The sequence below is a fragment of the Fusicatenibacter saccharivorans genome (genome assembly GCF_015557635.1).
GTDB classification, from domain to species: domain Bacteria; phylum Bacillota; class Clostridia; order Lachnospirales; family Lachnospiraceae; genus Fusicatenibacter; species Fusicatenibacter saccharivorans.
Map to the genome: position 1 here is coordinate 376,283 of NZ_JADNOP010000001.1, position 13,124 is coordinate 389,406.

Consider the following 13,124-nt stretch of genomic DNA (forward strand, 5'->3'; position numbering starts at 1 on the left):
GTATTTCCTCTAAAAAATATCCTGCGGCGTCCACTCTTCCGGAATCCGCGTGCGCACAACATCCCGCACGATCTCTTTTTCAAACAGGTCAAAGCATTTATTGACAATGCCGATCTGCACCGCAAGATACGGGGACAGCCCCTGGCGCATCGTACCGATCGCTCCGAACAGGCCGCGGAGGTCGAGCGCACGCGTGGTGATTTCCGCCTGTTTTGCCTTTTTCTGCAGATCGAGGTAAAGACCGGCCAGCGCATCGCGTGCCGCCGGTTTCAGATCCGGGAATTTTGACTGCATCAGATAAAACAGTGTCTCTTCCGTAAGCGACGGCATGTCAATCACCAGAAAGCGGGACACCAGCGCCTCGTTCAGCTCTCTCGTTCCCGCATAGCCGTAGTTCATCGTTCCGATCATCCGCGCCGCCGGGTGAAGCGGAATTTTATCGTAGCCCGGCACATCGATAATGCGGCGGTAGTCGAGCGCGGCGTGAAGAACACTGACTGCATCGTTTTTCGCCATGTTGATCTCATCGAGAATGCCAAAACCGCCTTCCTCTGCACAGCGGTAAATGCTGCCCTTCCGGAGTGTGACCTCCTGGTTCTGGAACGTATCGGTTCCGATCAGCTCGGCACTTCCTGTGTTTACATGGAAGGAAACGTTGTACGTCGGTCTTCCGAAAACATACGCCAGTGTCTCTGCCAGCACGTTTTTTCCCGTTGCCTTCTCGCCGGTCAGCAGCAGATTTTCGCCCTGCAGCAGCGCGGCAATTGCCATCTCCAGAATCTCTTTTCCAAAAAACGGGATTTCCGGCGTACTCATGCGGTTCTCTAAGCCCTCCGCCACCGGATAGCTCTCGCGGAATCTCCGCACGCTCTCAATTAACGCCCCGCTCACGCCCTGTTCCTGTAAAAATGAATCGTTCATCTTCTATTTTTTAATCCTCTCTGTCGTTAAAATATCTTTTTGCTTCTACCAGTATACGGGATCTGCCTTTTTTCTGCAAGACCTGTCGGACTTATAGTAATCCCCGAAAATAATGCAAAAAATTCGCGCTCTGCAGCACTGCCTTTTTTGCATTATTTTCGGGTCTTGCTATAGATTGAATTGAATTGAAACATAAAGACACCGGAAAACAGGCTTTATCCCGTTTCCCGGCGTCTTATTTCTGTCATTGATTCAGTTCATGCATCGCATTATCCGCGGATTCCGGAAAGAATTTCCTCTGTGGAAGCTTTTGCCTCCTCGTCCAGGTTCTCTTTCTTATAGTTCTCATATCTCTGTTTGTGATGCGGATTCTCTGCCCACAGCTCGTCTGCGGCTTTTTTCCACTCAGCAGCATACAGGTCACATTTTCCGCACAGATGCTCTGCGCTCTCCGGAGACTGCAGGTCGGTTGACTTCGCGCCGGTCTTCTCTACCATCTCACGCAGCAGTTCCGGATTTTCGAGCATCGGACATGGGCGCAGGTGGTTGCGGTTGAACGGCTGTCCATCGCGGTATGCCTGGAACAGCGGCTGCTGCAGTGCTTCGATCAGGGAAACTTCGTTGATGTTGGCGCCGGAGTAATGGATGAAAACACACGGCTCCACATCGCCGTTTGCATTGATATGGCAGTAGTTTCTTCCTCCTGCGATACAGCCTCCGACGAACTCACCGTCGTTCTGGAAGTCCATAACAAAGATCTGTTTGTCGCTCTTATCGGAACGGATCTCACGCAGTCTGTGATAGATATATTTTCTCTGCTCAACCGTCGGCATCAGCTCCGGTGCAGCGTCCATGCCGACCGGCATGAAGTGGAAATACCAGCTGTAACGGCATCCGTGCTCGATCAAAAGATCCAGGAACTCGTCACTTGTAACGGTCTCGAGGTTTGCTCTTGTGTAGCAGATGGAAGTACCAAAAAGCAGACCGTGTTTTTTCATCAGATCCATGGCTGCCAGAACTTTATCGAAAATACCCTCGCCGCGGCGTCCGTCGTTGACCTCCTCGAAGCCTTCCAGAGACAGGGAGAAGGAGATATTGCCGAGCTTCTGAACCGCCTCACAGAACTCCTCGTCGATCAGGGTTCCATTGGTGAAGCAGTGGAATTCACAGTCATGATGCTCTTCTGCCAGACGCAGGATGTCTTTTTTGCGCACAAGCGGTTCGCCGCCGGTGAACATGTAGAAGTAGGTTCCCAGCTCTTTTCCCTGGCTTATGATATCAGAAAGTTTCTCATAGGAAAGATTCAGCTTGTGGCCGTATTCTGCTGCCCAGCATCCGGTGCAGTGCAGGTTACAGGCACTTGTCGGGTCCATCAGCATCGTCCATGGGATGTTGCAGTTGTATTTTTCACGGTTCATACGGATCTGTTTCGTTCCGACGAAAGCTGCCTGGAATCCCAGGTTCAAAGCAGTCATTTTGATCACCTGCGGATCCAGCTCGTCCAGTCCGCGGTTGACATACTGTACCCATTTGTTGTCCGGATTCTGCAGCATGGTGCGGATGTTGTCGAAGGTTTTCTCCGCAAACATATTTCCGGTAAATTTCTGTACAAAATCCGTCAGATTCAACAGCGCTTTTGTTCTGTCGTCTCCGTGATTCACATATTTTAAAACACCATCGATCGCAGCGCCTGCAGCGGCTCTTTCTACTTTCATTTTTGCATCCATTGTTCACGATCTCCTTTGTAATAGTTTAATATTTTCGCCCGGAATTGATCTGGTTTTGAATACCACATCCTGGCTTTTTCCCATTATATTCTCCATATTTGGAAAATACAACCCAAAATTCCCTCGTTTTGGACACATCAAAAAAAGTGTCCCACAAGGGAACACTTTTTCCTGTTTTTCTCTTTCCGTTATATTTTACATTGCATTTTCAGATTCACACAAAGCATTTTCTAATTTTCGATCAGAACCGCGCGGATCGGTCCGCCGTACTGGTGTTTCTTTTTGACCGGAGCAGCCACAAGAAAATAATGACCCGAGGTCACTTTCTCCAGATTCAGATTTTCGACAATCACCGTACCTTTTTTCAGCAGCTGCTGATGAACATCATTCCCCGATGTCTCATTTCCGACAGTTTCCTGCTCCACACCGAGCAGCACCAATTTTTTCTCTGCCAGGTAATCTGCCCCATCGCGTGTAATCTGCGCATCGCCGCGGATCAGAAGACGTTCACAGTCCTCTTCCATGACCTCCTCGAGCACTTCTCTTGTCACTTTTCCCTCAAGCTCCGCCACCTGACAGATGCCAAGTGACCGATCGAGCGTCGTCTGCGCCGTTCCTTCCTCCGTCATCAGATGACGCGGCGCGTCCATTGCGGAAAACTGCTCTCCGGAAATGTCATATAATTTCATATTTTCCTATCCTCAAACCGGGAAACTCCCGTCTTTCTTTTTTCCAATATTTGCCGATACTGCCAGATTCTGCCGGCAGCCAAACCTTGTTTAGTATAGCCTATTTTCGGACGCTTTACAAGGCTCATTTCTGCAAAAATTCTGACTTTTATACAGCAATCCTATCTGCAATAAACAATTTGTCATTTTCACTCCCCTGGTGTATAATAGAAATATCCAAACGGTTACGCTATCTTTCAAAAGGGAGGGAAATCTTATGAAACTCCGGCTAAGCCCGTGGATCTGCGCCACAGCTTCGCCGGAGTTTTTTACACTCTTCTGGTTTACGGAATCAGACGGTGAATGTCTCTTGGAAACAGGGATGCGTTCCGCACATTTTCAAATCCGAGAAGCCGTGCCGTAAACCGCTCCAGCCCAAGACCGAGACCGCCGTGCGGAGGCATGCCGCAGCGGTGCATCATTAGATAGCTCTCAAACGCTTCCACATGCATGCCGCGGCTTTCGATCTTTTCCACCTGCTCCCGGTAATTGTGGATGCGCTGGCCGCCGGTCGTCACTTCAAGGCCGCGGAACAGAAGGTCAAAGCTTTCCGTCTCTGCCGGGTTTTCTCTGCTGTCCATCGCGTAGAACGGGCGCTTGGCGCTTGGATAATGTGTCACAAATACGAAGTCACTGCCTGTCGTTTTCTTCACGTATTCGCACAGCAGTTTTTCCTCCTCCGGTTCAAAGTCCAGTTTCTCCGAAAAGGCTCTTTTGTATACGCGGCTCACCAGCTCTTTCGCCTCGGAAAAACGGATTCTCGGAATCTCCGTGATCACCGGCACCTCTGCTTTTAAAAGCGAAAGCTCCGCTCCGCATGTCTCCTGCAGCCGTCCAAATGTGTACCGCAGCATTTCCTGCTCCATCGCCATGATGTCCTCAAAATTCTCGATATAGCCCATCTCAAAGTCCACGCTTGTATATTCGTTCAGATGACGCGCCGTGTCGTGCTTCTCCGCCCGGAAGACCGGTGCGATCTCGTAGACACGCTCGAAGACGCCGACCATCATCTGCTTGTAAAACTGCGGGCTCTGCGCCAGATATGCCTGTTCGCCGAAATACGACAAAGAGAAGATATTAGCTCCGCCCTCGGCTCCCGCCGCTACGAGCTTCGGTGTGTGGATTTCGGTGAAGTGCTGTCCATCCAGAAATTCGCGGAACGCCTGACAGATCTTTGCCTGGATCTGGAAAATCGCGCGCTCTTTTTCGTTGCGCAGCGTAATTGGGCGATAGTCCAGCAGGTTCTCGATGGAAGTGTTGACCCGCTTCTGGTTGATGACAACCGGCGGTACTTCTTCCGGCTCGGAGAGGATTTCCACGTCTAACAGATGCAGGTCATACCCGCTTCTGGAACGCTCTTCACGGATCACCTCCGCGGTAAACCGGACACACGCCTCTTCTTTTAATTCCTCCAATGCAAACCGGGCATACGCCGGCTCGTACACGCACTGTACCATCTGCCGTTTCGTCCGAAGCAGCACAAATGCAAATGAGCTCATTTTTCGGATTTTGTAAATGCTTCCATGCAGCCGCACGATTTCGCCGATGTGTGCTCCTAACTGCTCTGCTTCGAGTTCCTCTGTTTTTCTTACTTTTACGGTATTCATTTCTGTCTTCATAGTCTTTTCTGCCTTTCTGTTCTGATTTTTCTTTATCGCCGCAAAATCAGCAGAAAATCCATATGGACATAATCTGTATGTCCCATACGATCACAACCCTTCTCTGATGTAAATTTCAAGTCATTCCCGCATGGATAAAAAATGGCAAAGAAAAACCACACGGGGTATTTCTTTTTCTCCCAGTGTGGTTTCCCTTTGCCTTATCTTCCACACAGGTACAACACAATCAGCGCCTGTACCTGTGAAGTATAGTAGTCTTCACTTTGATACAAGCGCTATCAATCGTCGTCCCTGTGCATCTGTACGCTGTGCATCTCGTTCATCGTTGATAACCTCTGTTTCGTAGTTTTGTTGTATTATAATTCTGCGTTCCGGTTTTGTCAACCCTTATTTTCCGTAATTGATGATCACCACTTCCGCTTTCGTCCCGATCCGCATCGGCGGTCCCCAGAGACCCACGCCGGATGTGACGATGCTGTACATGTCTCCGACTTTCTTCATCCCGCAGGCATTCTCCCACATCAGGCCGGTAAGGATATTTCCTGGGAAGAGCTGTCCGTCATGCGTATGGCCGCCAAGATCAAGGTCTGCGCCTGCCTCTGCCAGCTCGGTCAGCTCCGACGGCTGGTGGTCAATCACAAAAACTGGAAGCGACTGGTCCAGTCCGGTAAGCAGTTCGGACGGCGTGTCGCGTGTCTCCTGCGTTTTGCGGATCCGGTCGGGATCTTTTCGGCCCGCCAGATAAAAGGCATCATCGATACAAACCACATCATCCTCCAGCAGATGAATCTTCGCGCGGTCCAGGAACTCACCGAACCGGCGGTCGGCGACGCGCTCCTCCTTCGTCTCAAACGTAAAGCCCGCGAGAATCTTCTCATCGAGATCGTGGTTGCCGTAGCAGGCGTACGTGCCGTACCGGCTCTTTAAGCCCGCCAGAAGATCCGCCACGCGGTCCGGCTCATAGATGGCATCGTACTCATTATCAAAAATATCCCCGGCAATCACAACGACATCCGGCTCCTCAGCGTTGATTTTTTCCACCATCTCTTCCATCTGATGACTGCCGATGCTGTACCCCAGATGAAGATCTGCGACGAGCGCAATTTTCAGATGTGCATCCTTTTTCGATGGAACCTCATATCGTGTCGTGTAAATATGGACTGCATGCACCATTCCATAGATGCACATTCCCGTCACAAAAAGGATCGCGCCAAGGCCGACCGCTTTCAATCCCATCGGAGAATACAGCCAAGTTTTCGTCAGTACCGTATGCGCAAAAATGAAGCGCAGCAGCACCAGAATCGCGGTGAAGCCAAGAAAATACAGATACATGCCGAGCCAGCAGTTGCTGATGACCTTTAAAATCCGGTGAACGGGATCTCTTTTGATCAGAAAGCTCGTCAGCAGGGAAAGTGCAAAAAATGCATACAGCACCAAAATGACACCCAGCACGGCCGGATGGCGGAACAGAGGATGCACCTCCTTCATCCACCGCAGCAGCCAGTAGGCGGTAAATACATTTGCCAGTATGTAGACCGGCGCAAGAAATATTGCAAGCATACGTATGTTTCCTCTCTTTTTCGATTCAAATACAGGGCAGGAAAAAGCGTGCCGAACGAAACGTTTCCGGCACGCTTTTTGCCAGGCATTCATCAGAGTTTTTTCTCTATGATATCAAACAGCTCACGTCTCCGCTTCCGCCAGCGCCAGCCATTTGCAAGTTTGTTGTAGAAATAGAACGAATCCACAAGCACCATGTTCAGGCGGCCGATCCGGTCTTTCGTCGTTCCGTTGTAATGTTCGCCGCCGCATTCGATCTGCGGGCACGTTTTTACGTAGGCGATCAGATCATCCTCACTTCTGATGGTATCCGGCAGCTCGGTGTACGCTTTTCCGATGCAGTCCAGCCGGTGCGCATCGCTTCCACCAAAGCCGGGCTTATTGAATTTCTCCGCCAGCCGTTTCGCTTTTGCGTTCGTCTCCGCGCTTTCACACGCATTGAAAATTTCAACAAAATCGAACTGCGGGAGAAGCTGGGCAATCCGCTGCTGATACTTTTTCTTCCGTTCATTCGTGCTGATCATGCTCATAAATTTTTCGCCGTACGGATGCGCCGGTCCTAAAATTCCGCCGTACGCATGGACGATCTTGACAAGGATCGATCCCGGCAGGCCGCGCAGCTCCAGAATTTTTAATTTTACGCCGAACGGCATAATCACAAGAATGTGGCCGCAGTCGCACGTATCGTACTCAACACCTTTTAATACCACAAAATCCTGGTGTGCTCTTCCCTTGATGGCATTCTTCCACTCGCGGTATCCGTCATAGGAATCGTGGTCGGATACCAACATTCCTCCAAATCCTTTTCGTTTCAGTGTTCGGATGTACTCCTCAATCATGACTTTTCCATCCATCGAACCCTCTTTTGTGTGGCAGTGCATATCAAATTTCATGCAAAACGCCTCCTTTTATCTTCCATGTTCGAAAACCATTTCGTTTTTCCTATTTTTCTGGAATCGTTTCGGATGGTTCCGCCGCGTTTTTGGCGCGGCAGAATCGATAGTTTGTACCATCTAACTTTATTTTACCACTTTTTCCACAAAAGAAAAAGAAATTTCTTCTGAAGATCTGGTAAATTTTCCTTAAAGAATGGAGTTTTTAGACAATTCCTGTTCTTTGTCCCTGTTTTTACCGTGTTCTTTTTGCTATGATAAAAACAGCTTATTTTACTTGATCGGAGGAACACATTATGAATTCACAGGACATCACCCGCGCACTGATCGACACAACAGTTGCACGCGCGATGGTGGAGATGGACGCAGATCCGAAACGCAGCGTCCGCAAGCTCTGCGATCTTGGCCGCCAATTTTCCCGCGGCCGCTTTCAGAATCAGATTTTTGCCATTTTTCAGGATCTTCTGCGCAACGATGAAAGCCCGTATTATCAGGCGATCGACTTTCTGCTGCGCAGCAACGATCCGGAAGCGCTTCGTCAGTTCGGCATCAACATCGGCTACAACAGTTTTACCTACGGTGCGCAGATTCTGCGCCAGAAGCAGAAAGAACTTTCCTTTGCTGTTCCCTGGGTTGTCAAGCTCCGTCTCGACAGCCGCATCCCGGACACTTACGATTCCTCGTTTTTTGCATCCGTGGTCAGAACCGGTCTGACATACGGCATCTACTCTTATCAGCTCCGCTCCATGGATCATCATGAGGATATGGAATCCTACCTTGCCGTTATCCAGTCGCATCCGGAATGCGCGTTTCTCTGGTTTCTTTCCGATACGCCGCTTACCGAAAAACAGCAGAAACTGCTTTTATCCTGCCCGAACCTGATGGTTTCTCTTCCAATTGATGCCCCCTCAACGGCTTCCATGGCAAAAGCCCTGCGCCGTCAGAAAACGCTGTTCGGTATGCACAAAGTCTATCAGGATGCAGATGCTGCCGCTTATCTGCTCTCTTTTGACCACCTGTATTCCCAGATGGAACAGAGTGTCTTTTTCTTTCTGGTCGCAGATGATTCGTGCTCAAAAGAAAGTATCCGGGCTGTTTCCGATGTTGTTCAACAGTACCGCTTCACCCCCATACAGCCATTCTTCCCGATCGAAGTGCAGGAAGACTCCCGCAAAATTGAGCAGATTATCACCGCCAATCCGGCGTATCTGCTGCTTCTGCCGGATCACATGGCCCGCACACTCGATACGCCCACCGTTTCCTTTGAAGAGTTGTCTCTTCGGAATATATTTTACCGTGAACTGCTCGCAGATGCATAAAAGTACAGCCAAAGCGGAATTTTATTTCTTTGGTTCCGCTTTGGCTGCTATTTTTTCTGATGATCTGCATATCACTTCTTTCAGTTCTTCGACAAACGTTTCCGGTTCCAGCTCGCTTTCCATGGAAAACCAGCGCAGAACCGCGGTCAGGAAGGCATCACAGAAGAACGTTACAAACAGTTTCTGATTCTGTACCTGAAAGAGATCCTGTACAAAAAACGCCATGACCGGCTCGAGCATCTCGTAAAAGTAATCCTTAAAACTGTTCTGCCCTTCGATCCTCAGGGCACTCTGGTAAAATGCTTTATTCTGATAGAAAATATTGCAGACCGCCACCAGCACATCCCATTCATTCTCAAAGTTCTTTCCGCCCATGTTTGTCAGAAAGTCCACATAAAAGATCCAGTTTACCAGATCGTATTTATCTTTAAAATGATAATAAAAGCTTTTCCGGTTCAGACCGCATTCCTCGCAGAGATCTGAAATACTGATTTTCGCAAAAGACTTGCATACCATCAATTTTTTCATTGCATCTGCAAGCGCACTCTTTGTACTGTTGGAATCCGCCATCTCTTCTCTCCCTCTCTTTTCGACCGTTTGTGCTATTATTCTACACCATCTTTTTCCTTTATGCAAGAAAAGCGCACCAGGAAAAGGCTGTATTTCCTTTTTCTGGCACGCTTTTTGCAATCATGCTTCTTCCGTTTTTCCATCTGCCTCCAGTGTGAACCAGAATGCCACACCGTTGTCGTAATTCTGGCAGCCGCACTGCTGCTGGAAGGAATCCATAATGGCTTTTACGATGGAAAGGCCGATGCCGCTTCCGCCGTATTCCCTTGTTCTCGCTTTGTCCACCTTGAAGAATTTCACCCATACCTTGTCGAGATCCTCCTCCGGGATCGGGTCCCCGGTATTGAAAACGGTTGTCTTTACGACATTCCCTTCTTTTTTGCAGCTGATCTCAATCGTGTGGTCGTAGTCCAGATGGTTGAGGGCATTCGTCAGATAGTTGGTGATAACCTCCTCGACTTTGAATTCATCGCCCCAGACATAGAGCGGGTCGCCGCCGGTAAAGAGCACTTTTGCCTCTTTCTGGCGGATCAGGATGTCGGAGGACTGCAGCACGCCTTTAATCACGGCGTTCAGATCGAACCGTTCCATATTGACCTGATCCTCACCGAACTCGAGTTGGTTCAGGTTCAGGAGTTTTTTGACCATCTCGTTCATCTTTGCCGCCTCGTCGATGATGACATCGCAGTAGAACTCGCGGCTTTCCTCGTCGTCGTTGATGTTGTCTTTCAGGCCTTCCGCATAACCCTGAATCAGAGCGATCGGGGTTTTCAGCTCATGTGTGACATTTGCGAGAAACTCGCGGCGCATTTCATCAATCTGCGTTTTTTTGTCAATATCTTTCTGCAGCTCAACGTTCGCACTTTTCAGCTCGGAAATCGCCTGCTCAAGCTGTTCGGACATGACATTGAAGTTGTTTCCAAGCTCGCCGATCTCGTCTTTTCCGCCGCTCACGTAGCGGGCATCGAAGTCAAGGGCTGCCATTTTTTTCGAAATTTCGGTCAGCTCCTGCACCGGACGGACGATCTGGCGGGTGATGATCCAGATCACAATGGCACCGATGATGATGATCGGAATGCCGATAAAGAGGTAAAACTGGTTGGAAAGGCCGACCGCATCCGTGATGCTCTCCAGCGGGCATCTTGCAAAGTAGCAGTTTCCATTGTCAAACCAGCCGATGATCTGCAGATACTCGGCATCGGCGTGGCTGTCGTAGAATTTCTGGATCTGATAGTTGTCTTTGCTGTCAACGACTTTGGTATTTGCCTGCTCGTTTCCGCTGATCAGGCCGAAGATCAGGGTCTGGAGGCTCTGGCGGTCGGTTGCGTTGGAATAGACGAAGCTGCTGAGCTCCGGTCCGGTGATAATGACTTTCAGGTTGTTGGTAACGCAGAACTGCTCGAAGGTATCAGGGATATCGTCGCTGTCTCCGCCTGTCGCATTCAGTTTCTGAAAGCTCTCTGCCAGAATGTGTTCTTTATCCCGGATATAAAAGGACCCGAGAAAGAAGTAATTGATCAGGCCGATGATAAGCAGGGTAGCCGCCATGGTCGCAATAAAAGTGTAGGCAATTCGTTTTTTGACGGAGTGTTTTCTTCCCTTTTGTGGCATTTTCAAGTGAAACCGGTGCTTTTTCTCCGTCTGGTTTCCCATTGTCACACGAGAATCTTCTGCAGGTATCTCCATGGAAGTCTCATTTTGTTTTTCTGTTCCGTTCATGATTCGTCCGCCTCGAATTTATAGCCCATGCCCCAGATGGTCTTGATTAAATCGCCTTTGTCGCCCATTTTGCTGCGAAGTTTTTTGACGTGGGTGTCGATGGTGCGGGCGTCGCCGTAGTAGTCGTAGTTCCAGACGTTGTTCAGGATTTTTTCTCTGGAGAGGGCGATTCCCTGGTTTTCGAGGAAGTAGGTGAGGAGTTCGAATTCTTTATAGCTTAACTCCATTGGTTTTCCGTCAATGGATGCCATGTGGGCGGCTTTGTCGATGCGGATGCCGCCGGCTTCTAATACGTCGTCTTCGCCGGTTTTGCCGCTGCGGCGCAGGATGGCTTCGACGCGGGCGACGAGGATTTTCGGGGAGAATGGTTTTGAGATGTATTCGTCTACGCCGAGGTCAAAGCCGAGGAGTTCATCGCGTTCTTCGCTTTTGGCGGTGAGCATGATGATCGGGACTTTGGAGTTCTGGCGGATTTCGCGGCAGACCTGCCAGCCGTCCATTTTGGGCATCATGACGTCGAGGATGATGAGGGCGATGTCTTTCTGGGCGTAGAAGGTGTCTACGGCCTGTTCGCCGTCACCGGCTTCGATGACGTCGTATCCGGCTTTTACTAAAAAATCTTTGACAAGTTTGCGCATACGGCTTTCGTCGTCTACTACTAGGATTTTTAATTTGTCCATGATTGAAAGTCTCCTTTATTTGACGGACGGAAAAAAAACGGCTGCCCGCCCGCTCGTGCTTTTTCCTAATCTCGTTGTGTTTTTATGTTTGATATTTTTACCATTTTACTTTAACATGGGTTTATGTTTTTTCTGTGAAATGGGGTGAGTTTATTTTAACATATAGAAAGGGAGTTGGAAACTTCTATTTTTTGTATTGATTAAATTTGGGTATGAAAAAAGATCTCCTGGGGTTGGCAGGAGATCTTTTTTCATACGGGTTATTCTTCTTCGTCGAGATAGTATCTACCGTAGGCGTCGGCTGCTTTAATGGCGGCGAAGACGGTCTCCGGGGTTACTTCGAATGGCATGTTGTGGAGGGTGTCGGTCTCTGCGCATGCGGTTTTGGCTACTTCCATGAGCTGGTCGTCGGTTACGTTTCCGGCACCGAGTTCAGCCAAGGTGACTGGGAGACCGACTTCGATGCACCATAAGATGATGTCTTCGAGTTCATCGAGCGGTACGTTTTCCAGGACGAGCTGAGTCAGGGTTCCGAAGGCTACTTTTTCACCGTGGTACATGTGATGGCACTCTTCGAGTACGGTGAAGCCGTTGTGGATGGCGTGGGCTCCTGCGAGGCCTGCGCTTTCAAAACCGATTCCGGAAAGGAGGGTGTTGGCCTCGATGACTTTCTCGACTGCCGGGGTGCATACGCCGGCTTCAAGAGCGATTTTGGCTTTTACACCTTCTTCCATCAGAGTGTCAAAGCAGAGTTTCGCGAGTGCCATCGCTGCCTCGGTTGTTTTTCCACCGGCGCAGGAAGTAGCTCCGCTTCTCTGGCAGGCTCTTGCTTCAAAATAGGTGGCAAGTGCATCACCCATTCCGGCTACGGTCAGGCGGACTGGAGATTTTACGATGATGTCGGTGTCCATCAGAACCAGGTTCGGGTTTGCCGGAAGGAAGAGGTATTTCTCGAATACACCCTCTTCTGTGTATACAACAGACAGTGCGCTGCACGGTGCATCGGTCGATGCGATGGTCGGGCAGATGAATACTGGTTTTTCTGCGTAGTAGGCAACTGCTTTTGCGGTATCAAAAATTTTGCCTCCGCCGACACCGATGACCAGATCACAGCCTTTTTCTTTCACGATAGCAACCAGACGGTTGATCTCACTCTCACAGCACTCGCCGTTGAAATAATCAAAAACAACGTTGCAGTCGCTTCCCGCAAAGCTTTCTTCGATCATTGTTCCGATCCGTCTGTAGCCTCCCTGGCTGATCAGAACCAGTGCTTTCTTTCCGCATTTTGCAGCATATGTTCCGATGTTTTTCATTTCCCCTGCGCCCTGTAAATATTTGGAAGGGCTGATTAAAATTTTTGCCATTTCTCTTACGCTCCTTTTTTGTTT

11 protein-coding genes are annotated in these 13,124 nt (G+C 49.5%); 1 reads left to right on the forward strand and 10 read right to left on the reverse strand.

The features are described from left to right. Window positions 1–9 precede the first annotated feature (9 nt). The 6 genes from I2G42_RS01700 to I2G42_RS01725 form a co-directional block, all read right to left on the reverse strand. Entirely contained in the window at window positions 10–921 is a 912-nt protein-coding gene (locus I2G42_RS01700) for an AAA family ATPase (RefSeq protein ID WP_119198148.1), read from the reverse strand. 269 nt (window positions 922–1,190) lie between these two features. Then, window positions 1,191–2,648, reverse strand: a complete 1,458-nt coding sequence (locus I2G42_RS01705; RefSeq protein ID WP_055226489.1) for a radical SAM protein — start codon at window positions 2,646–2,648, stop codon at window positions 1,191–1,193. Between the two features lie 230 nt (window positions 2,649–2,878). Next, the gene (locus tag I2G42_RS01710) at window positions 2,879–3,337 is read right to left on the reverse strand and encodes a cyclase family protein (protein ID WP_022463293.1); all 459 of its coding nucleotides are present in this window, start codon (window positions 3,335–3,337) and stop codon (window positions 2,879–2,881) included. 323 nt (window positions 3,338–3,660) lie between these two features. Next, window positions 3,661–4,995, reverse strand: coding sequence for an aspartate--tRNA(Asn) ligase (gene aspS, locus I2G42_RS01715; protein WP_330418062.1), 1,335 nt, complete (start codon window positions 4,993–4,995; stop codon window positions 3,661–3,663). Between the two features lie 387 nt (window positions 4,996–5,382). Beyond that, a complete protein-coding gene (locus tag I2G42_RS01720) occupies window positions 5,383–6,555 on the reverse strand; it encodes a metallophosphoesterase (protein ID WP_117760381.1) in 1,173 nt (390 codons plus the stop codon). 92 nt (window positions 6,556–6,647) lie between these two features. Next, window positions 6,648–7,448 carry a PHP-associated domain-containing protein gene (locus tag I2G42_RS01725; protein WP_055218178.1) on the reverse strand — a complete coding sequence of 267 codons (801 nt, stop codon included), beginning with the start codon at window positions 7,446–7,448 and terminating at the stop codon, window positions 6,648–6,650. A gap of 296 nt (window positions 7,449–7,744) precedes the next feature. Between I2G42_RS01725 and I2G42_RS01730 the strand changes: the two genes are divergently transcribed. After that, window positions 7,745–8,767, forward strand: coding sequence for a hypothetical protein (locus I2G42_RS01730; RefSeq protein ID WP_055218180.1), 1,023 nt, complete (start codon window positions 7,745–7,747; stop codon window positions 8,765–8,767). 21 nt (window positions 8,768–8,788) lie between these two features. Here the strand turns inward: I2G42_RS01730 and I2G42_RS01735 are convergent, their stop codons facing one another. From I2G42_RS01735 to I2G42_RS01750, 4 genes are all read right to left on the reverse strand, one after another. Then, a complete protein-coding gene (locus I2G42_RS01735; protein ID WP_055218182.1) occupies window positions 8,789–9,337 on the reverse strand; it encodes a TetR/AcrR family transcriptional regulator C-terminal domain-containing protein in 549 nt (182 codons plus the stop codon). A 120-nt stretch (window positions 9,338–9,457) separates the two neighbouring features. Next, window positions 9,458–11,056: a sensor histidine kinase gene (locus I2G42_RS01740; RefSeq protein ID WP_243109116.1), complete on the reverse strand. Its 1,599-nt coding sequence runs from the start codon at window positions 11,054–11,056 to the stop codon at window positions 9,458–9,460. Then, a complete protein-coding gene (locus tag I2G42_RS01745; RefSeq protein ID WP_022463300.1) occupies window positions 11,053–11,736 on the reverse strand; it encodes a response regulator transcription factor in 684 nt (227 codons plus the stop codon). The genes I2G42_RS01740 and I2G42_RS01745 overlap by 4 nt, the downstream gene beginning before the upstream one ends. 260 nt (window positions 11,737–11,996) lie before the next feature. Then, on the reverse strand, window positions 11,997–13,100 hold the full coding sequence (locus I2G42_RS01750; RefSeq protein WP_117760383.1) for a glycerol dehydrogenase: 1,104 nt from the start codon (window positions 13,098–13,100) through the stop codon (window positions 11,997–11,999). Window positions 13,101–13,124: the final 24 nt, after the last annotated feature.